We start from the raw sequence: 21,071 nt of genomic DNA, 5'->3' as shown, positions 1-21,071 counted from the left end.
CCGGAAGCTATTTTCTATTGTTTTAATTAAATTTTTAACTTACTGTATTTCCGTCTTCTGCCTCTGTGCTTACAAATTCCAGTTTTTCACCATTATCGGCAAACATCAGCATTCCTTTAGACTCCATACCTCTAAGCGCTCTAGGCTTTAAGTTGGCTACCACAATAACCTTTCTTCCAATGCATTCCTCAGGCTTAAAGTAAGATGCAACCCCTGAAATAACCTGGCGTATTTCAGTTCCCATCTTAACTTTGAAAACCAATAGCTTATCTGCCTTAGGATGCTTTTCTGCTTCTAAAATAGTTCCTACCCTTAAGTCAATCTTGTCAAAATCCTCGAACTCAATTGCAGGCTTTAATTCAAGAGGAATATTCTCAGCCTCTTCTTTGCCGGCTTTCTGCATTTCCTCAAGCTCTGCCAGTTCCTTTTCTATATCCAGTCTAGGGAATATAGCATTGCCTTTTTTAACCTGCTCTCCACTCATCATTTCGAACTCAAAGGCATCCTCCCAAATCGGGTCAGCAAACCATAACCCCATCTGCTTTCTGATTTCCTTTGATGTTGTGTGCATAAAAGGATAAATCAATACAGATACGATTCGGATGGTCTCTGCCAGATTGTGCATAACAGTGCATAATCTATCCTTTGCCTCTTCATCCTTTGCCAGAACCCAAGGAGCATTTTCATCAATGTATTTATTAGCTCTTCTTACTACAACCCATATTTCTTCCAGGGCAAGGTTAAACTGGAACTTGTCCATATATTCCTCAACCTTCTTAGCTGCACCTGTTGCAATCTGCTTGAGATCTGCATCAGTGGCCAGACCTTCTTTTCCTGCAGTACAATTTTCATCGCCACATACATCAAAAGTTCCGCACAATGAATCTGGAACAACACCATCATTATACTTTTCAATCATGGACACTGTTCTTGAAACCAGATTTCCAAGGTCATTTGCAAGGTCATAATTCATTCTCTTCAGCATTACTTCATTTGTAAATACACCATCCTGCCCGAAAGTATATTCTCTTAGCAGAAAATATTTTAATGCATCAACACCATATCTTTCAATGAGTTTAACAGGATCCACCACATTGCCCTTCGATTTAGACATCTTACCACCTTCAAGGAGCAGCCATCCGTGACCTAAAACTTTTTTAGGCAGAGGAATTTCCATGGACATAAGCATAGCCGGCCATATAACCGTATGGAACCTTACGATTTCTTTTCCTACTAAATGAATATTTGCAGGCCAGTATTTATCATAAAGTTCTGTATCATCACTGCCATATCCCAGAGCTGTAATATAGTTTGAAAGTGCATCCAGCCATACATAGATTACATGTTTGCCATCAATAGGTACTGGTATACCCCAGTTAAAAGTGGAACGGGAAATACATAAATCTTCAAGTCCCTGCTTAACAAACGCAATCATTTCATTTCGTCTGGTATCCGGCTGCAGGAATTCAGGATTATTTTCAAATAAATCAAGAAGTCTGTCCTGATATTTTGAAAGTCTGAAGAAATAAGCTTCTTCCTTTGCAGGCTGTACCGGTCTGCCGCAGTCCGGACATTTACCGTCTACAAGCTGGCTTTCTGTCCAGAAAGATTCACATGGTGTACAATAAAGTCCCTCATATTCCCCTTTATAAATATCACCTTTTTCGTAAATCTTCATGAATACGTCCTGTACTCTTTTCACATGCCGTGGCTCCGTAGTTCTGATGAAGTCATCATAAGAAATTTCCATGGTCTTCCATAAATCTTTAATGCCCCCAACAATTTTATCTACGTACTCCTGAGGAGTTACGCCTTCTTTATCTGCAATGGTCTGGATTTTTTGTCCATGCTCATCAGTTCCTGTTAAAAATCTTACATCATAGCCCTGAAGTCTCTTAAAACGGGCCATAGCATCTGCCATTACGGTACAGTAAGTATGTCCTATATGCAGATTTGAACTTGGGTAATAAATAGGCGTTGTAATGTAATAAGTGCCTTTTTCTGTTGTCATATCTAAACTTCCTTCCTTAAATCCGACTCAGATTTAGAATCGGTAATTCATAACTAATATTTTCTGCGTTCCAGGAACTCTTCAATCAATGCAATAGTATCCTCTAATCCAATATAACCACTGTCTAAAGTCAGGTGGTAGTTAAGAACGTCTCCCCACTTACGGCCTGTGTGATGAGTATAATAATTGGTTCTTGCTTTATCTATTTTTTTTATTTCACTATCAACAATTGATTCATCCATACCATATTCTTTAACGGCACGCTGAATCCTGTTATGCATTTCTGCACAGATAAATATATTTGTAACTTCGTGCATATCTCTCAAAATATAATCTGCACAGCGGCCTACAATAACACAAGGCCCTTCTTCTGCAATTTTTCTGATAACCGTTACCTGGGCCAGAAAAAATTTATCATTCAATGAGAGTCCGTCAACTCCGGCATCTCCGTTCCCCCCAGGCTGGTTGCAAGTGTATATAAAAAGCTGTTTTTTGCCTTCATTTCAGCATTTTCAATCATTTCTTTCGAGAAACCGGTTTCTTCTGCAATCCTGTCTATCAGTGCCCTGTCATAAAAAGGTACACCCATATCTTCTGCTAATTTTTGTCCTATTATTCTTCCGCCACTTCCGTAGGTCCGGCTTATAGTAACTATCCTCTGCTTCATTAAGCACCTCCACAAATACATAGTAATCTTTAATAGTGCCCTTTGGGCTTTCCATGTTCTGTTTATTACTATATTTTAGATAATTATTTATTTTACCATAAATTCCACTCAAAAACTACATTGAAATGAGAATTTTGCCCTTTCTCCAGGGGTTATACCATTTTATATTGTAAACTATCACTATCATTTCGGTTGACATTGCTATTCTTACCCTCTATACTGTTAACTATATTATCCTATATGAATTTTAAATTATGAGGTGAATAAAATGCAAACTTCAAAAACAATGAATTTAATACTCTGTGCAATATTTGCTGCCCTTACGGCTGTAACCTCCGGAATTATTATTCCTCTGCCTTTTACTCCTGTTCCTATAACTCTTGCAACTTTAGCTGTAATGCTTACTGGGGGTCTTCTAGGCAGTAAATATGGTTCTGTCAGCATGATTGTCTACGTACTTTTAGGGGCTTTCGGCGCTCCTGTTTATCACGGATTCACCGGTGGACTTGATAAGCTGGTAGGCCCCACTGGGGGATATCTGATTGGATATATTTTGACTGCTTTTATTACAGGTATTATAATAGAAAAGATGAACAAGAAAAATAATCTGTATGTGAATGTAGCTGCTATGGCCCTGGGGCTTTCTTCCTGCTATATTTTAGGTACATTGTGGTTCATGGTTTCTACAGGCACGCCATTATGGGCTGCGCTGGTTTCCTGTGTCTTTCCATTTTTAATTGGAGATGCACTGAAAATAGTTGTCGGGGCATTACTTGTCACTAAGCTTCGCTCCAGATTACAGAACTAAGGAGGCTTACATGTCTGTCAAAGACGAAGTATTAAAAACGTTAGAAATAAATAAAGGGGAATGCTTTTCCGGAGAAGCTCTGGCTAACCAGCTTGGAGTTTCCAGAGCTGCCGTTTGGAAGGCTATTACGGTTCTTCGCAAAGAAGGCTATGCTATTGAAGCTGGCACCAATAAAGGCTATGCATTAATGGAATCCAGTGACCTTTTATCAGAGCAGGGTATCCGGTTATATTTATCAGAATCAAATGGTTTATTACCAATGCACGTTTACAAGACCATCGATTCTACAAATCTGGCTGCAAAAAGGCTCGCTCTGGAGGGGGTCAGTCATGGGACCGTGGTTGTCTCCAATGAGCAGACAAAAGGACGGGGAAGGCTTGGAAGGGATTTTTACTCTCCGGCATCCTCTGGCATTTATCTGACCATTCTTCTGAGACCGAACTTCGATCTCTCAAAAGGTGTATTAATAACCACTGCTTCTTCCGTTGCCGTCTGCAGAGCCATACAAAAAGTATGCGGCGTAGAAGCCCAGATAAAATGGGTCAATGATGTATATATAAACGGACAAAAAATCTGTGGTATTTTAACAGAAGCCATTACAGATTTCGAATCTGGTGCAATTGAGTATATCGCCTCCGGTATCGGCATTAATTGCCACATCCCGGAAACTGGGTTTCCTGATGAGATAAAGACTAAGGCTGGTGCTATTCAGACCTCTTTCTCCCGGAATCAGCTGGCTGCGGAAGTCATAAACCAGCTAATGTCAATTTATGAAGACATCCAGAGCCGTAGTTTCATAAGTGAGTATAAAAAACGCTCTATGGTGCTGGGAAAAGACATTGAAGTCATTAAGCACTATAGCAATCAGGTTTCTCAAAATCCCCATGCTCAACCAGCGGTTGCGCTGGATATTGATAATGACGGTGGTCTTCTGGTGGAATACGAAGACGATACCCGCGAAGTGCTGAATACCGGTGAAATCAGTATAAAACTTTAATAAAAAAAGGGGCTGTTAATAGCCCCTTTTTTAATCCATTTAAAACTGACTGTTATACATATTTGCATAAAATCCGTTTCTTTGAAGCAATTCTTCATGAGAACCAAATTCCACTATATCTCCGTGATTGATGACCAGAATAACATCTGCGTCTTTAATCGTTGACAATCTGTGGGCAATAACAAAGCTGGTTCTGTTCTCCATCAGTGCTGCCATCGCTTTTTGAATTTGCAGCTCAGTTCTTGTATCTACAGAACTGGTAGCCTCATCAAGTATCAAAATTGGTGCATCTGCCAGAAATGCTCTTGCAATGGTAAGCAACTGTTTCTGTCCTTGTGAAATATTGTCTGCCTCCTCTGTGATTTCCATCTCATACCCCTTCGGCTGAGTCTTTATGAAATGGTGTACATGAGCCGCTTTAGCGGCCTGAATCACTTCTTCATCGGAAGCACCCTGTTTGCCATATCTTATATTCTCTATGACACTGCCGTTAAAAAGCCAGGTATCCTGAAGAACCATGCCAAATAACTCCCTTAATTCATGTCTGGAATAATCTTTGATATTTTTACCGTCAATCAGAATCCTTCCGGCATTTAATTCGTAAAATCTTAACAGTAATTTTACAATGGTTGTTTTGCCTGCACCCGTTGGGCCTACTATGGCTATCCTCTGCCCGGGCTTTACATGAAAGGAGAAATCATGAATTAACAAATCCTCTTCACTATAGCCAAACTTTACATGGTCAAAGGAGACTGCTCCAACTACTTTGTTCTTGCTGGTCGGTTCAGAGTCCTGCCTGCCAGGATTATTTTCTCCACTTGTAACTACAGGATTGAGTTCTTCTTCTTCATCAAGGAACTCAAATACTCTTTCAGCTGCAGCAGCCGTAGACTGCAATATATTGGCGATATTTGATATCTGGGAAATAGGCTGGTTAAAGGAACGTACATATTGCATAAAAGCCTGAATATTTCCAATAGAAACTACCCCCTTAAGAGCAAGCAGGCCTCCCACAACACACACAAATACATAGGCCAGGTTTCCTGCAAACCCTACCAGCGGCATCATCATCCCTGATAGAAACTGAGATTTCCATGCAGACTCATATAATTTCTCATTAATTGAATTAAAGGTAGCAACAGAATCTTCTTCTTTATTAAATGCTTTTACTATAATATGTCCTGTATACATTTCCTCTACGTGCCCATTCATCTCTCCCAAATACTTCTGCTGGTTCTTAAATTGTCCCTGAGAAAACTTTACCACCAATTTTATTAATATGAGAGATAATGGAAGTACAATGAGAGCAGCAGCAGTCATGGTGAAACAAATATAAATCATCATCACCAGTACCCCGACGATACTGGTAACACTGGTAATAATTTGTGTCATACTCTGTGCCAAAGACTGGTTTACCGTCTCTACATCATTGGTGACCCTGCTTAATATCTCACCATGTGTTTTTCCATCGAAATACGTAAGGGGCAGTTTATCCAGTTTCTCCGATATTTCTTTGCGGAGCCTATAGGTTATGGTCTGTGATACACCAGCCATAATATAACTCTGCAATACTGAGAAACCAAAGCTCACCATATACAAAGAGATTAAAATAATCATAATTCCCTTTAATACGCCATAATCAATACCAGTCCCCATAATTCCTTTTACTACCACATCTGTGGCTTCTCCTAAAATCATAGGAGAAACAATCGTAAAAACTGTACTGGCTATTGCAAAAATAACCACAAGAATCACCTGAATCCTGAAAGGCTTAACATACTGCATAAGAGTTTTCATGGTTGACCTGAAATTTTTCGCTTTTTCTCCCGGCATCATAGCCATAGGGCCGTGCCTTTCCGGGCCTCTTCGTCTTACCGGGGGATTTCCTTTTGTTTCATTATTCATTTACATCTCCCCCTTATCTAACTGGGATTCTGCAATTTCCCTATATATCTGGCATTCTTTCATAAGTTCATGGTGAGTACCAATGCCTGCAACCTGACCTTCATTAAGAACTATAATCTGTTCCGCATCTTTTATGGTATTTATTCTCTGGGCGACTATTAGCATGGTACTGTTACCCATATTTTCTTTCAACGCCTTTCTAAGCGCTAAATCGGTTTTAAAATCCAAGGCTGAAAAGCTATCGTCAAAAATATAAATTTGAGGGTTTCTAGCCAGGGCTCTGGCAATGGAGATCCTCTGTTTTTGTCCACCTGATACATTGGTTCCCCCTTGGGAAATCACTTCGTCAAATTTTCCCGGCTTTTCCAATATAAAATCCAGAGATTGTGAGATAGCTGCCACATGCTCCAAATCTTTGGGCTCCGCCTGGTCTGAACCAAACTTCAGATTGCTTTCAATAGTTCCTGAAAAGAGAATGCCCTTCTGAGGAACATAACCAATGGCATTCCTCAGATGTTTCTGTTCAATAGTCCTTATATCTACTCCATCAATTAAAATTGCTCCCCCTGTAACGTCATAAAATCTGGGAATTAAATTAACCAATGTGGACTTTCCGCTACCTGTACTCCCAATAAAAGCGGTGGTTTCTCCAGGTTTTGCTGTAAAAGAAATATCTGTAAGAACATTTTCTCCCGCATCCGGATAGCTGAAAGAAACATTTCTGAATTCTACTGTGCCATTGATTTCCGGACAGACTGCCTGAACATGGTCTACTATCTGTGTTTCCACCTGAAGAACTTCTGCCACTCTCCTGGCTGATACCATTGCCCTTGGAATCATAATAAAAATCATGGATATAAATAAAAAAGACATGATAACCTGCATTGAATACTGAATAAATGCAAGTATATTACCAATCTGAAGGCTTCCAGTCTGAACAAGATCCGCTCCGGCCCATACGATGAGCATTGCAGTAAAATTCATGATTAACATCATTAAGGGCATATTAAAGGAAATGGCTCTGTTAACAAATAAGTTTAACTTTGTTAAGTCATTATTAGATGTATCAAATCTTTCCTCTTCCCTCTTCTCCGCATTGAAAGCACGTATCACTAAAATTCCAGTTAAACGTTCATTCATGATTAGATTTAGTTTGTCTACCATTTTTTGCACTATTGCAAACTTTGGCACCGTTATTTTTATAGCAAATAAAATAACTAAAAGCATGGCTAAAAGTGCCAGCCCGATTGTCCATGAGAGTTCCAGACTGGTAGAAACGGCTTTTATAAAAGCTCCAATACCCATAATGGGAGCGAAACATGCAAATCTTAAAACCATCACGGATGTAGTCTGAATCTGCTGCATATCATTTGTAGACCTGGTTATAAGAGACGCAATAGAAAACCCATCCAGTTCTGCCTTTGAAAATGAAGTAACTTTTGAAAAAAGATCATATCTAATTTTCCTTGTAGTTCCTGCTGCTATTCTTGATGCCAGAAAACTGACTGCAATAGCACACATCATTAAAAGAAGTGATACAACCAGCATCTTTCTGCCCGTAGAATAGATATAACTTAAATTTCCCTGAATAATTCCATGATCTATTATTTTTGACATATATTCCGGTAATGAAAGTTCTGCCATGGCTTGGAAAAAAAGCAGCAAAACAATTAAAATCATTACAGGTATATATGGTTTATAATATTTCAGAATTTTTTTCAATTTCCATCCCTCCTTTGAAATATATAATCCCCCAATTAAAAACTTCTACTTAAAATATAATAAACTGACCCTATGGGTCAGTTTATTTCTTACGTATTATATGCCTAAACAATTTGAAATGCAAGTATTAAATAAATCACCTTAAAAGGTGTCATATGACACAGGTTTACCCTCTTCAATTTTTAAGGTATATCCATGTCCGGGTTCTGGTATCCATGTATAAAAATTCTTATCTTCTGCAGGAAAGCATTCCATCATCACTGCTGAAATGACTCCTCCGTGGCACACAACTACAGAATGAGCTTCCTTCCCTGAATGTCTTACTGAAAATTCTTTTAACTTATGCAGTGCTATAAGATGATTAAACCCTCTGCTTACTCTTACTCTGAAATCCTGAGGGCTTTCACCATTTGGTGGAGATGTATGACCGGTTTTATCACTAATCCATTTTTGATAATGGGGAATATCTTTCAAGTCTTCATAACTATGTTTTTCAAAATCCCCAAAAGACATCTCTTTGAAGTCTTCCAGGATTTCATGGTCTATGTCGCCAAAAATCACATTAAAAGTCTCTTCTGTCCGGATTAATCCGGAGGTATAAAAATCAGCTTCCACTATTTCGGGGTAAATATTCCCTTCTTTTAATGAAGCAATCATGGCTTTGCCTTCCTCCAGCAAAGGCAGGTCGGTACTGCCATAATACCATCTTTTTATATTTCCTTCTGTTGTACCATGTCTGATTAAATGAATATAGGATTCAGATTTTTTGTGATTTACATGCTTTACACTTTTTACCACTTGAGGAATCCCGCAAAAAACCCTTGTAACATAATCTGCCTCACCGCTAAGATAAATCATGGCCCTGCCATTCATTTCACGCCATCCGCGAACCACTTTATCCATCGGTACTACCCCTTGGGAAATGTCCGTACAAATTATAATTTTATCTTTTAGCTTTGACAGGTTCTTCTTAAGATAATCTTTAGCCTCCCTTTCCTGTTTTGTGCAGGCATAGGTAAACTGTTCAAACCCATAAATTACTTTTTTGGAGAAATCGATTTCTATTGTATCCTTGTGGCAATAGAAGATTTCTTCTTCCTTTATATTAAAATGTTCCTTTACATATTCAAGTTTTCCCTGATATACTCCCCCAAATATTAAGTCCATTTTTCTTCCTTTCTTTTATAAAACTGCTAATACGATTACTCCGGCACATTCAGAAATGGTTAACGCATAACCTGCTATATCTCCACTCATTCCGCCAAGCTGCCGCCTCCCATACCACATCATTAAATGATGGGTAACAACTGTTACTAATACAGGAATAGACACAACCGTATAAGTAAAGTGTTCTATGACAGGCAATATTAATATAGCAATTGTAATCATTAGATTTAAGACTAATCCATAATGTCTGTTTATTTTTTCATCATAACTTGCCTTGTATTGACTATGTCCAATTGGTACAAAATTCAGTACTCCATATGCAGAGCAGGCCCTGGATACGAAAGGGATTAATATCAGCCCCAACAGCTGAAATGATTTTGTTCCTGTACTGTTCATTACAAAATCGGATTCTATGACGCTCCACATAGCCGAATAATAAATGATAAACAATATAACAACACTTATTACAGCAAATGCTCCCACATGGGAATCCTTTAAAATTCGCTGTCTTTCTTCTAATTCACGCCTTGATAGAATTGCATCGCTGCAGTCCATGAAGCCGTCTAAATGTATAAATCCACTGATAACAAACGGATATATTGTCAGAACTGCCGCCTGCAATGGAAATGGAGTATTGAGAAAATCCATCCCCCAGTATAACCCGTACCATAGTCCTCCCATTAAAAGACCTATTAATGGGAAAAATACCAGTTGCAGACGCCTTAAATCATTGTCCCACAATTTACAGGGACAGGGCACTGCAAAGAAATTTCCCCATGCCATAAAAAAAGCTGTCAAATATTTCATCTAAAACTCCTTATAATCTATTACATTTCCAAACGCAACCTCTATTACTCTCTCGCAGATTCCACAAAGGGTCCTGTCGATAAGCGCCAGTCCACGTCTGTATTCCTCTGTCAGTTCATCATACTCTGCTGCTTCTCCATATATATAATCTGATACGAATACCGTATTTCCAGTTTTCAGGGCAAATTCCGCCAATTCTCTTGCAACCCGACCTGATGCCTCATAGTCTACACTTCCATCCTGCTTAAACATTTCATTTGAAAGAAGAGCCGTGACACTATCCAGTAAAAATACACCTTTTGTATCCGCCTTTCCGTCTCTTTCTTCTTCATTTTTTCACAAAAAGATAAACATTCACATATATTTTCACTTTGTTCAACTGTGGTAAAGCCCCAGCCTTCTCTTTCTTGCATATGTCGTTTTATTCTTGCCAGATCTTCTTCGTCAACAGGTCTCATAGTGGCAAGATAGTATAATTCCACTTTTTTCTCCTGAGCCATATCTCTGGCAATTGTCTGAGCAAACATGGACTTTCCATTTTTACACCCACCGCTTATAAAAACATTCATTTTTTTTACTACTCCTGATCTAAGGGCTCTCTGTGCCCAGTTTTTAGCAACTCTTATTGTATCACAAATACCCCTATGATATAATATTTTTGTTTGTTGGTATTATATTTATTTAGTAAAGGAAGTGTATTATGAGTAAAAAGATAAGAGCTAATATTTTACTTCTGCTAACGGCCCTCATTTGGGGTTCAGCTTTCGTTGCCCAAATCAAAGGGATGGACAACCTCGGCCCATTCTCTTTTGCATGTATCAGGAACATGGTAGGTGCAATTTTCCTGATTCCTGTCATCTATATGCTTGATAAGCTGGACAAAAAAAACAATGCAAAAGGACCTTTATCGGAAAAAACAGAGGAAGAGAAAAAAGTTGAAAGAAAGATATTAATTACCGGAGGTATTGCCTGTGGTATTGCGTTATTTATCGCAGGATCTCTGCAGCAGGTAGGTTTAATGTATACTACTGCCGGCAAAGCTGGCTTTATTACTGCTCTTTATATTGTGATTGTGCCTATTTTGGGTTTATTCCTGAAAAAGAAAGTTAAACCTGTTATCTGGGGGTGTGTAGCAGTTGCAGCAGTTGGCCTTTATCTTTTATGTATCAAAGAAGGTTTTACTATTGGTATAGGAGATTTGCTGATTCTGATATGTGCTTTTGGCTTTTCTATACATATTCTGATTATCGATTATTTTTCACCTAAAACAGATGGTGTGAGGATGTCCTGTATCCAGTTTTTTATAGTTTCCATACTTTCTGGAATTGTTATGTTCGCAGTGGAAACGCCCACTGTCAATGATATTTTAATTTCCTGGATGCCAATACTGTATTCTGGCGTTTTATCTTCAGGTATAGCCTATACTCTTCAGATTGTGGCGCAAAAAGATACCGACCCAACGGTTGCATCCTTATTACTAAGCCTTGAATCGGTATTTGCGGTTCTTTCTGGTATGATTGTGCTGCATGAAGTATTATCCGGAAGAGAAATCTTAGGATGCTTATTAATGTTTACTGCTATTATAGTGGCTCAGCTGCCTTCAAAGGAAGACAAGCTCGCTTCAGAGAACAAAATTTCTGCATAATCCAATCATAAAATATTAATATATTCATCAAGGGAGATGTTTTTAGCAAAAACGTCTCCTTTTGCTTCATCGCAGTCCATCTGTGTTAAATAGGCTATGTGCGACTGCTTAGAAACTCCTGTAACAATCGCCTTTGCATTTACAGCCTTTACAATTTTAATGATTGCCAATATCATCTCCTCTGGAAGTTTTTCATCTAACATGGTTCCCTTAAACTTTATAAAATCAACACCTATTTTATAAAGGATTTCTAATGGCATATAACGTCCTGTGTATTGCCCTATGATACAAAAGGAGCCCATTTCATGAATACATCCAACGATTCTTTCAATTAAATTTATTTTTTCTGATATAAGTTCTTCTGATATTTCAAAAGAAAAACATTCCCCTGGTATTTTGTAACGTTCTTTAATTCGTTTAAACTTATTTATAAAATCAGTAGCATTAAAATGGTTCCTGTGCAAGGTTATGGATATTGGCAGGCAGTTTCTATCTTTGTCAAGATGAGCTTTTATCTTTTTACATATTTCCTCAAAAATAAAGCTATCCAGGCACATGATTAGGCCTCTTCTCTCAAAAACACCTATGTACTGTTCTGGACCAAGGGTCCCTTTTTCAGGATGGTCCCAGACTGCGTATGCATCACCATTGCACAAGGCTCTGGTTTTCAAATTATACCTTGGCTCTACATAGATTTTAAATTCACCATTTCTGAAAGCCCTGTACATGGTATTTTCCAGCTTTTTTTCAAACAGCACTTTTTCTAAAAGTTTGACGTCATAGTAAGATATAATAATATTATTTTTCTGCTTGTTAATCTCATTTTTTAATGCCATACCTGCCCGTTCTTTTGCCAGATCTAAATCCATAGTCATATCTCGTATAACATAGATTCCAAATTCCAGCTTAAAATTGGTCTCAATGATGCATTTTCCTATTTTAACTAAACGTTCCTCAAGCTGATTCTCACCTTCATATTTCATCAGAATCATCATGTGTTCCGCATAATTTCTGCACACTAATTCATCGTCATCCATATATTTGGAAATACCAAGGAATACACTTCTTATAAGTTCATCTCCTCTTACATGCCCATATTTTGAATTATACAGACCAAAATTGCTCAGATTCGTATCAATCAATGCATATTGACACTCCATCTGGCTAATAATCTCTTTTGCTCTTTTATCAAAGTAGTTAATATTCATACCTCTGGTAACATCATCACTGTACGCCATGCTTTCCAGCAATTCCTTTTCCTCTTTTATCCTCCTGATCTGATAGGATAAAAATAGTACCGGAAGTGTTAAAAACATACCCCAGGTAAGAATGGAAAGGGTCAGGAGTTTTATTCCTTCTACGCTAAGATTTCCCGCTTTAGATATACTTACAAGATACAAATCTTCAATTTCTAATGGGGTATAGGCAGCAAACCTTCTCTGCCCGCCCACAGTAAAGTCAAATATACCAGAATATCTATCCTCAAATTTTCTACTTAAAATTAATGGTGAGTATTCAGGTTTAATTTTTACAGTACTGCCATTTAGATATTCAAAGAAATTCTGCTGATTTGCAGGCATTAATATTTCAGAACTTCTTCCCCATAAAATATTCCCATTTTTATCTATAATAATTGTATCGTACCTATTTGAGTTTGCAGTAATAAAAAATGGACTGCAAATTTTGTTTAAATCAAAAATAGTAACAATTTCTTTATATTTTGTCCCATCAATAATAAGATTGTCTACAGGCGTTATATAGCTGATTAAGGCACTCCCATTCAAATAATCTGTTGTGGCAAAAAAGCCTTCCTTCCCGCCATAATCAAAACTGTCTTTAAAGTTAAGATGGTCATCAGAATCCGCTGAATCTTCTGTATAAAAAATATGCTCTTTTTCATCCACAAAAAATATAGTCTCATAACCATATTCCTTTTTTTCTGCTTCCACATAATCCTTTATTTTGTTTTTTGTAAGTTGAGTTCCTATTGAGGAGGTCAAATTATTGAAAGTAAACAAATTGTGAGAAATGCAGCTTAATTGCTGTGCAATAAACTGATTGGTACTTTTACAGCTGTAAAGGGTATCTTCAGCTGCTTTATCAAGCCTTTTAGCGTAAATATCCTGAAAGAATACTACTGAAATTGTAGTACATAACAAGCATATGATAACGATCCCGATTTTGTATCTTTTTAGCTTTTTTATATTATTATTTTTTTCTTCTTCAAATTTTATGTCAAATGTTTTTATATAAGGCTTCTGAGAAGACTGTTGGAAATGTTTTCTTATGTAAACAAGCTGCTGGACTCTTTTATGTGAAATATCCTCCAGCAATATCTTTATAACATTATTGTTGCGGCTTTCCATAAGTCTCATTTTACATTTAAGAATTTTATAATCTTCACCTGCAAACTGCACACAAAACTCAAAAGACTCATTATTTTTTCCTGTAACCAGCATATTTTGAAAATAGTCAATACAAAAGTGTTCCTGTAATTGAACAACATCTGTTTTTCTTACTCCATATTCTACAAAGTATTGGAAATATTGACTTGCATCATAGGTTCTTCCTTCTTTGCCATCTTTTATTAAGATTACTGTCATGCTGTCCATATCTACTTCAAGTGTTAAGTAAAACCTTTCTGCAGCTTTCAAAACCATACAAAATCTCTCCTTGCTTAACTCTTTATATTGCATCAAAAAGTGTTGTCGAATTATGGGTAATTATGTAAATATATTCCATGTGCCATGCAAGTATCAATATAGCACCCAAACGTTGAAAAGTCAAGCTTTTGTTGATTTAATTTGCCCATTATAACTGTGCAAATAAAGTTAAATTCTATGCATAAAATTACTCTGCAAATAGTGGGTATCATTAAAGGTCATGGGGTCTATTTTACGCCTCTGGATTGCTTTCTATAGTCAGCAGAGTAATTGCCCAGGGCCAGTGCATAAAAGAAAAAATAGGGGGCTGTACTGATATAAATATCAGCACTGCCCCTATTGGCTTAACTAATGTTATTTCTTCAGGTAAGCTTAATAAACCTTGTTATTTTCAAGATAGTCTTTAAGCTTTTGTGCCTGTAAACCTTCTGTTTTAGCAAAATCTCGAAGAAATTCTTGTACCTCAGGGTTTTCCACTTCATAAGAAAAATCCATAAAGTCACGTACTCTTTCCTGTGTGTCTAGTAAAGCCTTCTTTAGGTAATCTTCTGAATTAAATTTCATATAAACCTCCATAGAGTTAAGTTCTCATTACTTACTATTATCTTGAAAATTACATTAATTATACCGATAAATGCCAAATTTTATTTTAATTCGTTAAATAGTGAACTACTTGATTATATCTGTTAAAAGTATAAACAAAATCAGAATATATTTAAGATAACAGTACATACTTTTATTGTTGATAATAATCAATAATGAAATGAAGATATATCTTTTAAGAGGTAATCATGATATTAATAAAAAATGGAAAAATACTTACTATGTGCGGACCTGCCATAGACTGCGGATATGTATTAATTGAAGGTAAAAAAATATTTGAAGTAGGAAAAGACATAGATACAAGTAAATATCAAATAACCCAGACAATAGATGCAAAGGGACTCTGGGTAATGCCAGGTTTAATAGAATCTCACTGTCATATAGGTATAACAGAAGAAAAAAAAGGCTTTGAAGGGGATGACTGTAATGAAATGAAAGATCCCATTACACCATATATAAGGGCTATTGATGCAATTAACCCCATGGATTCTGCCTTTCACAATGCAGTTAGCTCCGGAATCACTTCCGTTATGTCAGGTCCCGGAAGTTCCAATATAGTTGGGGGCCAGTTTGCATTTATAAAAACCAGTGGAAGGTTTATTGATGAAATGGCAGTCCTTCAACCCGCTGCAATGAAAGTAGCTTTTGGCGAAAACCCTAAATCTAATTATAATGAACTGAAAGAAGTCCCAACTACCAGAATGACTATAGCAGCATTATTGCGTGAAGAGCTTTTTAAAGCAAAATTATATCAAAAGGAAAAACAAGACAGTGAAAAAAATGGGGAACCCTTTGAACTGAATTTCAGAAGAGAGTGCTGGCTTCCTATATTAGATAAAAAGATACCATTAAAAGCTCATGCCCACAGAACAGATGATATCCTAACTGCTATAAGAATCGCTAAGGAATTTGATCTGAATTTGACTTTAGATCACTGTACTGAAGGTTACTTAATTGCACCATTAATTAAAGAATCGGGTTTTCCTGCTATAATAGGCCCTGGTTTTGCTTCCAGAAGTAAAATTGAAACCCAGAATATGGATTTTAAAAACGCAGGTATTTTAAGTAAAGCAGGAGTTAAGGTTGCCATAACAACGGATCATCCTGTATCAAGGATACAATACCTGCCTATTTGCGCAGGCTTTGCAGTAAAAGAAGGACTTCCCATGGAAGATGGTTTTAAAGCCATTACACTGAATGCCGCTGAGATCTGTAATGTATCAGATCGGTTGGGCAGTATCCAGGCTGGAAAAGATGCAGATATAGCTATATTTGATGGCAATCCGATGGAAGTCTTTACAAACACCATTTATACTATCATTGATGGTCAGATCATTTATGATAAAAACCACAGAAATAACTAAGCATATAAAAATAAACATCTCAGTAATTTTCAATTCCCGAGATGTTTATTCTTTTTAACCCTTTATATCTTTCATGGCCGGGTTATTTATCAGATTTCCTTTATAATCAAATCTTGATCCATGGCACGGGCAGTCCCAGCTTAATTCATCCGGGTTCCATTCCAACTGGCAGCCAAGATGGGTGCACCTGGTGGAAACAATATACGCTTTCCCTTGTTCATCCTTATACACTCCTACCTTATGACCTTCAAATTCCACTATGCCACCATGTCCATTGGGCAACTGGTTTATTTCTTCTTCTGGTAAAGTAAAGATTTCCGTCACAAGACCTTTGACTGCCTGCATTCCATCTTCAATTAACGTTTTGGCCGATGCAGAAAATTTAAACCGTTGAGGCGAAAATACATTGGCATAAGGATTTTCTTTTCCCTCAATCAAATCAGATATTATCATAGCCGAAACCATAGAATTTGTCATGCCCCATTTGCCGAAACCTGTTGCCACGTAACAATTTGGTGTAGAGGAAGAAAAATGACCAATATACGGTACACCATCCAGGGTCATGCAGTCCTGAGCAGACCAATGATCAATTTCTATACTTTCAGGGAAAAATTCCTTTGCTGCACTACGTAACTTCTCATACTTTCCTCCGGATGAATTTTCACCAGTTCTGTGCTGCCCTCCGCCGAAAAGTAAGATATCACGGCTATTTCGCAGGGAATAGCCATCCTGGTCAATATTCAGATACATACCATTCACTTCTTTTGCTTTTTTCAATGCAATCACATAGGACCGTTCTTGATGCATACGCATAAAATAGTAACCCGGTACATTAATATAAGGATAATGAGTGGTTATTATAATTTGCTCCGCTGTTACCTTTCCCTTTTCTGTTATAATACAATTCTCTTCAATTTCTTTCGCTTCAGTATGTTCATAAATAGTTAAAGTCTCAGAAATCTTTTTTAAAAATTCTAATGGATGAAATTGTGCCTGTTCGTTAAACTTCAATGCACTCTTAACCTGAAAAGGTAAATCCGTTTCTGAGGTTAATAGACAGTCAAATCCTAACTGCCTGGCAGCACGGGCTTCCTGTTCCAGCTGGCTCGTGTCCTCCATTGAATACAAGTATGCCGGTCTTTCTTCGAACTGGCAATTAATTTGCTCTTCATTAATAATTCTTTTATATTCAGAAATTGCTTTTTTATTTGCCTCTGCATACTGTTTTGCTTTTTCCAGTCCAAAATCCTGTATTAAACTATGATAGATTAAATTGTGTTGTGCAGTAATTTTTGCTGTAGTATTTTCAGTCTGTCCGCTTCCTATAGAGCTGGCTTCCAATACAATTACCTCTTTGCCCCGTTTTTGTAAGAAATATGCTGTTAAAATTCCAGCTAATCCGCCACCTATTACAGCTACCTGTGTCTTAACATCTCCATTCAGTGGCTCTCTTTGAGGTATTAAAACATTCTCTCTCCATATTGATTTCATAATATCACCCCATCTAGGATTATGTACAAATCTGCAGATTATAAACATCAGTCTTTTTCTTCTAAAAAACAATTAAATGTATTTTTTTTTGGCAATATCAAATCCTAGTAATAAACAAAAGTTTAAGGAGTTCTTATGACAATACAGAAAATTTTAATATTAAATATCTTAATTATATCCTTTTTTCAAATTTATTTGATGATAAGTTATCTTCGAAAGAAGAAGCCGGGGAAAGCTTTTGGAAACCTGATAATTTATATGGCTATTCTTTCGTTTTTATTTTATGAGCATTATTTTAAATTAAATATCCCCTATTTTATTGTAACCTGCTCAATTATTACTATTATAGGTCATACCTTCATAGGCTCTTATCTGAACATTTACTATACCTCCAGATATTATGACCGGTATTTACACCTGTTTGGCTCTTTCTCCTTTTCACTACTAGCTTTTTCAACCATCAATGGTAATCTTCCATTAGTGAATGTTAGCTGGATTTATACTCCTTTACTAGTGACAACTTTAGGAATATCAATTGGAGTATTTTTTGAAATTATCGAATTTATTCATGATTCCTTCTCTAGAAATATCAGATGCCAGCATGGATTAACGGATACTGACTTTGATATGATATTTAATATTTTTGGTTCTTGTATTGCAGGCCTTATATCTGTATATATTTTTTAAATAAGAAAACTGCCATTTTGTGGCAGCCTTCTTAACAATACTTAAATGTGTCAGCCTCCTCCTATAGGGTCAGAATCACTATATGCACCAGGTACCAGACAATTGCCATCCTTGTCCTTTACAGGGCACTCGTTAGGCTGCTTACTTTTATTAACTACAATTTTTTGCGTTTTTTTCATACTATCATCTCCTTTTTTTTAATATGTTCCTATATATTTTTAACGTTTTTACTTAATTTATATATGAAATAATATGGGTTTTATTAAATTAATAAATGTAGAATCATTGCACATACTAAAAATGTGGAGGTGATTAAATATGGATTATTTAAAGAAAAAAGACAATAATGCTGAAGCCTATAAGAAAGCCCATTATGCAGAATCTTATGACAGTACAGAAAATAAAACCAGCAATGAAAATCCTCAGGACTCTCATACTGATGAATCAAAAAACAGAAAATAAACTTATTGCATATAAAAAGCTAATTTTAAAATTAGCTTTTTATGATTTCTTATTACTACATAAATCTTTCATACCTTCCTATTATTCTTTCCCGATAGGATTCCTGTATAGCATTAAACAACACGTCTTTAATCAATCCATTAGAATCATATCCTTTTTCTAAAGTTTCTATGTAAAACGGAGTGGGTTTGGCCGGCAAACTTTGATACGCATCTGGCATAACAAAAACGATTGCTTCTATTATTTCATTGTTAAACTTAACTTCTACTTTGTCCCTGATGTACGGTCCCGAAAATCTTCCACAACAACCCAGAATCTTTGTACAAATACCAGAAATATTCCAAAGAACAACTGGTATACTTGCACCTTCACATCTTTCTATATTTGCCACGCCTTTTCGCTTGCCTCTAAAGGTAAGCTTATAATTTTCCAAAACACCAATTCCAAGCAATCTTGCAAAAGGACATATCCGTGTCATCTGCTGCGATGTCATATTATTACCATATGCAGCATAAATTTTATTCTTACATTCCATACCATCCCATCCCTTTCCTTTTACTTAAAAACGCCCCGTCAATAATTAACTGAAAATTCTAAATTTTCTTCATTATAAGGCTTTTTTATAAAATATTAAACTAATTTCTTAAGTCAAATTTCTTTTTATTTCGTGTTATTCTGACAAAATAATGCCTGCTTTCCCCCATGAACTACATTCTTAAAATACTTATCTAAAAAGCCCTTTTCATTTACATATTATCCCGATACTCGTATAATAAAACAATAAGCTCAATACTAATTATCTATGGTAGGAGGATTCTTATGGGTACAATAACAATTATTAAGGGTGATATAACATTAATAACTGCAGACGCCATCGTAAATGCCGCCAATACTACACTTTTAGGAGGTGGTGGTGTAGATGGCGCAATTCATAGAGCCGCAGGCAGGGAGCTACTTGAAGAATGCAGGAAGTTAAATGGATGCGAAACAGGAGAAGCTAAAATCACCCAAGGCTATAATCTGCCTGCCCGGTTTGTTATTCACACTCCTGGTCCAATCTGGAAAGGCGGGACCTGTAACGAGGAACAGTTATTGAAAAATTGCTATTATAACAGCTTATGTTTAGCCGAACAATATGGTTGTGAGACTGTGGCTTTTCCATCAATCAGTACTGGAGTTTATCACTTTCCTCTGGAAAAAGCCGCTTCAATTGCATTAAGAACTATACAAAACTATTTAAAGACTTCACATACCATTAAAGAAGTCCTGATGGTCTGTTTCAGCGATCAGGTTAGAGAAATTTACTCAGAGGCACTTTTAAAACAATCCATGGAAAAGTAAAAGGACTATTTTATAAATAGTCCTTTTATATATAAGCGATTCATTTTAGAAGCTAATGCTCCCACTGGAATATTCACAGGGCACACCTTTTCACAGGAAAGTGCTTTAGAGCAATGCCCCTGCCCTCTTTTAACATTTTCTTTAACAAATTGTCTTCTGTTGCTTCCCTTAGGCAACTGGGTGGCTATCCTGTAAGCATTGCTCATTACCGCAGCTCCTACAAAATCATTTTCCAGTGAATAATTAGGGCATACTTCCAGGCAACATCCGCACATAAGGCAGGCTGCTGATTGGTATTGGTGCTCCAGTTCCTTTTTATCCACTACAGCCTCTGTGTTTAGCCATATCTTCATTTTTTTCATATCTTGGAGCAGCTGGCTCCGGTCTACTCTCAAATCCCTTATAACCGGAAATTTGCTTAAGGGCTCTAACCGGATTACTGGATTTTCCTGCTCTTTTCTGCATAATTCCTGTAAGAAGGTGGCACAGGCTAAACGAGGTATACCATTAATAACCATGGCGCAGGCTCCACACATTTTTTGCATACAACTGCATTCCCATTCTACAGTTCTTGCCGGCTGCCCTTCCATGTCTGTTAAAGATGTCCGTTGATTCAGTCTGGTCAATACACTGGTAACAGATGAGTCCAGCGGCTCATCTACGGCAAATGCCTGAAAGTAGCTTCCTGAGTGAGTTGAATCATACCTTTTTATTTTTAATATAAATTTCAT

22 protein-coding genes are annotated in these 21,071 nt (G+C 36.9%); 7 read left to right on the top strand and 15 right to left on the bottom strand.

Annotated features, from left to right (window positions below; genetic code table 11):
* Positions 1-34 precede the first annotated feature (34 nt).
* From metG to Ami3637_RS17930, 3 genes are read right to left on the bottom strand one after another with little or no spacing between them, the layout of a single operon-like run.
* A complete protein-coding gene (gene metG, locus Ami3637_RS10480) occupies positions 35-2,011 on the bottom strand; it encodes a methionine--tRNA ligase (protein WP_162362535.1) in 1,977 nt (658 codons plus the stop codon).
* A gap of 53 nt (positions 2,012-2,064) precedes the next feature.
* A complete protein-coding gene (locus tag Ami3637_RS17935) occupies positions 2,065-2,433 on the bottom strand; it encodes a cytidylate kinase-like family protein (RefSeq protein ID WP_162362534.1) in 369 nt (122 codons plus the stop codon).
* A complete protein-coding gene (locus Ami3637_RS17930) occupies positions 2,430-2,678 on the bottom strand; it encodes a cytidylate kinase-like family protein (RefSeq protein WP_162362533.1) in 249 nt (82 codons plus the stop codon). The genes Ami3637_RS17935 and Ami3637_RS17930 overlap by 4 nt, the downstream gene beginning before the upstream one ends.
* Before the next feature lie 268 nt (positions 2,679-2,946).
* Between Ami3637_RS17930 and Ami3637_RS10465 the strand changes: the two genes are divergently transcribed.
* A complete protein-coding gene (locus Ami3637_RS10465) occupies positions 2,947-3,486 on the top strand; it encodes a biotin transporter BioY (protein ID WP_162362532.1) in 540 nt (179 codons plus the stop codon).
* Positions 3,487-3,496: 10 nt separating this feature from the next.
* On the top strand, positions 3,497-4,483 hold the full coding sequence (locus Ami3637_RS10460) for a biotin--[acetyl-CoA-carboxylase] ligase (RefSeq protein ID WP_162362531.1): 987 nt from the start codon (positions 3,497-3,499) through the stop codon (positions 4,481-4,483).
* Positions 4,484-4,522: 39 nt separating this feature from the next.
* On the opposite strand, the gene Ami3637_RS10455 is transcribed toward Ami3637_RS10460, so the two are convergent.
* From Ami3637_RS10455 to Ami3637_RS17920, 6 genes are all read right to left on the bottom strand, one after another.
* Positions 4,523-6,388 (bottom strand): ABC transporter ATP-binding protein, encoded by a 1,866-nt coding sequence (locus Ami3637_RS10455; RefSeq protein ID WP_162362530.1) that lies wholly within the window; start codon positions 6,386-6,388, stop codon positions 4,523-4,525.
* Positions 6,389-8,110 carry an ABC transporter ATP-binding protein gene (locus Ami3637_RS10450; protein ID WP_162362529.1) on the bottom strand — a complete coding sequence of 574 codons (1,722 nt, stop codon included), beginning with the start codon at positions 8,108-8,110 and terminating at the stop codon, positions 6,389-6,391. It lies immediately after the preceding gene.
* 141 nt (positions 8,111-8,251) lie between these two features.
* Complete coding sequence (locus tag Ami3637_RS10445; RefSeq protein WP_162362528.1) at positions 8,252-9,277, bottom strand: histidine phosphatase family protein; 1,026 nt, start codon at positions 9,275-9,277, stop codon at positions 8,252-8,254.
* A gap of 15 nt (positions 9,278-9,292) precedes the next feature.
* Complete coding sequence (locus Ami3637_RS10440; RefSeq protein WP_162362527.1) at positions 9,293-10,084, bottom strand: adenosylcobinamide-GDP ribazoletransferase; 792 nt, start codon at positions 10,082-10,084, stop codon at positions 9,293-9,295.
* Complete coding sequence (locus tag Ami3637_RS17925) at positions 10,085-10,336, bottom strand: hypothetical protein (RefSeq protein ID WP_279286664.1); 252 nt, start codon at positions 10,334-10,336, stop codon at positions 10,085-10,087.
* Positions 10,312-10,653, bottom strand: a complete 342-nt coding sequence (locus tag Ami3637_RS17920) for a bifunctional adenosylcobinamide kinase/adenosylcobinamide-phosphate guanylyltransferase (RefSeq protein ID WP_162362526.1) — start codon at positions 10,651-10,653, stop codon at positions 10,312-10,314. Before Ami3637_RS17920 ends, Ami3637_RS17925 begins: the two co-directional genes overlap by 25 nt.
* 131 nt (positions 10,654-10,784) lie before the next feature.
* On the opposite strand from Ami3637_RS17920, the gene Ami3637_RS10425 reads away from it, so the two are divergent.
* Positions 10,785-11,729, top strand: a complete 945-nt coding sequence (locus tag Ami3637_RS10425) for a DMT family transporter (protein ID WP_162362525.1) — start codon at positions 10,785-10,787, stop codon at positions 11,727-11,729.
* A gap of 5 nt (positions 11,730-11,734) precedes the next feature.
* On the opposite strand, the gene Ami3637_RS10420 is transcribed toward Ami3637_RS10425, so the two are convergent.
* Positions 11,735-14,389 carry an EAL domain-containing protein gene (locus tag Ami3637_RS10420; protein ID WP_162362524.1) on the bottom strand — a complete coding sequence of 885 codons (2,655 nt, stop codon included), beginning with the start codon at positions 14,387-14,389 and terminating at the stop codon, positions 11,735-11,737.
* Positions 14,390-14,764: 375 nt separating this feature from the next.
* Positions 14,765-14,956, bottom strand: a complete 192-nt coding sequence (locus Ami3637_RS10415) for a hypothetical protein (RefSeq protein WP_162362523.1) — start codon at positions 14,954-14,956, stop codon at positions 14,765-14,767.
* 227 nt (positions 14,957-15,183) lie between these two features.
* Here Ami3637_RS10415 and Ami3637_RS10410 point away from each other — a divergent pair, with 227 nt between their 5' ends.
* Complete coding sequence (locus Ami3637_RS10410; protein WP_162362522.1) at positions 15,184-16,359, top strand: amidohydrolase; 1,176 nt, start codon at positions 15,184-15,186, stop codon at positions 16,357-16,359.
* Positions 16,360-16,413: 54 nt separating this feature from the next.
* Here Ami3637_RS10410 and Ami3637_RS10405 read toward each other — a convergent pair whose 3' ends face one another.
* Positions 16,414-17,850 (bottom strand): FAD-dependent oxidoreductase, encoded by a 1,437-nt coding sequence (locus Ami3637_RS10405; protein ID WP_162362521.1) that lies wholly within the window; start codon positions 17,848-17,850, stop codon positions 16,414-16,416.
* A gap of 135 nt (positions 17,851-17,985) precedes the next feature.
* On the opposite strand from Ami3637_RS10405, the gene Ami3637_RS10400 reads away from it, so the two are divergent.
* Positions 17,986-18,537 carry a hypothetical protein gene (locus Ami3637_RS10400; RefSeq protein ID WP_162362520.1) on the top strand — a complete coding sequence of 184 codons (552 nt, stop codon included), beginning with the start codon at positions 17,986-17,988 and terminating at the stop codon, positions 18,535-18,537.
* Positions 18,538-18,587: 50 nt separating this feature from the next.
* On the opposite strand, the gene Ami3637_RS17915 is transcribed toward Ami3637_RS10400, so the two are convergent.
* Positions 18,588-18,716: a hypothetical protein gene (locus Ami3637_RS17915; protein WP_279286663.1), complete on the bottom strand. Its 129-nt coding sequence runs from the start codon at positions 18,714-18,716 to the stop codon at positions 18,588-18,590.
* Positions 18,717-18,855: 139 nt separating this feature from the next.
* Between Ami3637_RS17915 and Ami3637_RS10395 the strand changes: the two genes are divergently transcribed.
* A complete protein-coding gene (locus Ami3637_RS10395) occupies positions 18,856-18,999 on the top strand; it encodes a hypothetical protein (RefSeq protein WP_162362519.1) in 144 nt (47 codons plus the stop codon).
* A 55-nt stretch (positions 19,000-19,054) separates the two neighbouring features.
* Here the strand turns inward: Ami3637_RS10395 and Ami3637_RS10390 are convergent, their stop codons facing one another.
* On the bottom strand, positions 19,055-19,534 hold the full coding sequence (locus Ami3637_RS10390) for a gamma-glutamylcyclotransferase family protein (RefSeq protein WP_162362518.1): 480 nt from the start codon (positions 19,532-19,534) through the stop codon (positions 19,055-19,057).
* Positions 19,535-19,818: 284 nt separating this feature from the next.
* Here Ami3637_RS10390 and Ami3637_RS10385 point away from each other — a divergent pair, with 284 nt between their 5' ends.
* Positions 19,819-20,340, top strand: a complete 522-nt coding sequence (locus Ami3637_RS10385) for an O-acetyl-ADP-ribose deacetylase (protein WP_162362517.1) — start codon at positions 19,819-19,821, stop codon at positions 20,338-20,340.
* 5 nt (positions 20,341-20,345) lie between these two features.
* Here the strand turns inward: Ami3637_RS10385 and Ami3637_RS10380 are convergent, their stop codons facing one another.
* A complete protein-coding gene (locus tag Ami3637_RS10380; protein ID WP_162362516.1) occupies positions 20,346-21,071 on the bottom strand; it encodes a succinate dehydrogenase/fumarate reductase iron-sulfur subunit in 726 nt (241 codons plus the stop codon).

This window comes from Aminipila terrae (assembly GCF_010120715.1).
In the GTDB taxonomy this organism is placed as follows: Bacteria; Bacillota; Clostridia; order Peptostreptococcales; family Anaerovoracaceae; genus Aminipila; species Aminipila terrae.
This window is presented reverse-complemented; position numbering and strand designations above follow the sequence as displayed.

Bases quoted from the DNA above. Each gene is read 5' to 3' on its own strand.
- Ami3637_RS10385 (WP_162362517.1), top strand. From the start codon at position 19,819: ATGGGTACAATAACAATTATTAAGGGTGATATAACATTAATAACTGCA.
- Ami3637_RS10380 (WP_162362516.1), bottom strand. From the start codon at position 21,071: ATGAAATTTATATTAAAAATAAAAAGGTATGATTCAACTCACTCAGGA.
- Ami3637_RS10460 (WP_162362531.1), top strand. From the start codon at position 3,497: ATGTCTGTCAAAGACGAAGTATTAAAAACGTTAGAAATAAATAAAGGG.
- Ami3637_RS10425 (WP_162362525.1), top strand. From the start codon at position 10,785: ATGAGTAAAAAGATAAGAGCTAATATTTTACTTCTGCTAACGGCCCTC.
- Ami3637_RS10410 (WP_162362522.1), top strand. From the start codon at position 15,184: ATGATATTAATAAAAAATGGAAAAATACTTACTATGTGCGGACCTGCC.
- metG (WP_162362535.1), bottom strand. From the start codon at position 2,011: ATGACAACAGAAAAAGGCACTTATTACATTACAACGCCTATTTATTAC.
- Ami3637_RS10445 (WP_162362528.1), bottom strand. From the start codon at position 9,277: ATGGACTTAATATTTGGGGGAGTATATCAGGGAAAACTTGAATATGTA.
- Ami3637_RS17915 (WP_279286663.1), bottom strand. From the start codon at position 18,716: ATGAAAAAAACGCAAAAAATTGTAGTTAATAAAAGTAAGCAGCCTAAC.
- Ami3637_RS17930 (WP_162362533.1), bottom strand. From the start codon at position 2,678: ATGAAGCAGAGGATAGTTACTATAAGCCGGACCTACGGAAGTGGCGGA.
- Ami3637_RS10465 (WP_162362532.1), top strand. From the start codon at position 2,947: ATGCAAACTTCAAAAACAATGAATTTAATACTCTGTGCAATATTTGCT.
- Ami3637_RS10455 (WP_162362530.1), bottom strand. From the start codon at position 6,388: ATGAATAATGAAACAAAAGGAAATCCCCCGGTAAGACGAAGAGGCCCG.
- Ami3637_RS10390 (WP_162362518.1), bottom strand. From the start codon at position 19,534: ATGGAATGTAAGAATAAAATTTATGCTGCATATGGTAATAATATGACA.
- Ami3637_RS10420 (WP_162362524.1), bottom strand. From the start codon at position 14,389: ATGGTTTTGAAAGCTGCAGAAAGGTTTTACTTAACACTTGAAGTAGAT.
- Ami3637_RS17925 (WP_279286664.1), bottom strand. From the start codon at position 10,336: ATGTTTAAGCAGGATGGAAGTGTAGACTATGAGGCATCAGGTCGGGTT.
- Ami3637_RS10395 (WP_162362519.1), top strand. From the start codon at position 18,856: ATGGATTATTTAAAGAAAAAAGACAATAATGCTGAAGCCTATAAGAAA.
- Ami3637_RS10405 (WP_162362521.1), bottom strand. From the start codon at position 17,850: ATGAAATCAATATGGAGAGAGAATGTTTTAATACCTCAAAGAGAGCCA.
- Ami3637_RS10400 (WP_162362520.1), top strand. From the start codon at position 17,986: ATGACAATACAGAAAATTTTAATATTAAATATCTTAATTATATCCTTT.
- Ami3637_RS10415 (WP_162362523.1), bottom strand. From the start codon at position 14,956: ATGAAATTTAATTCAGAAGATTACCTAAAGAAGGCTTTACTAGACACA.
- Ami3637_RS10440 (WP_162362527.1), bottom strand. From the start codon at position 10,084: ATGAAATATTTGACAGCTTTTTTTATGGCATGGGGAAATTTCTTTGCA.
- Ami3637_RS17920 (WP_162362526.1), bottom strand. From the start codon at position 10,653: ATGAATGTTTTTATAAGCGGTGGGTGTAAAAATGGAAAGTCCATGTTT.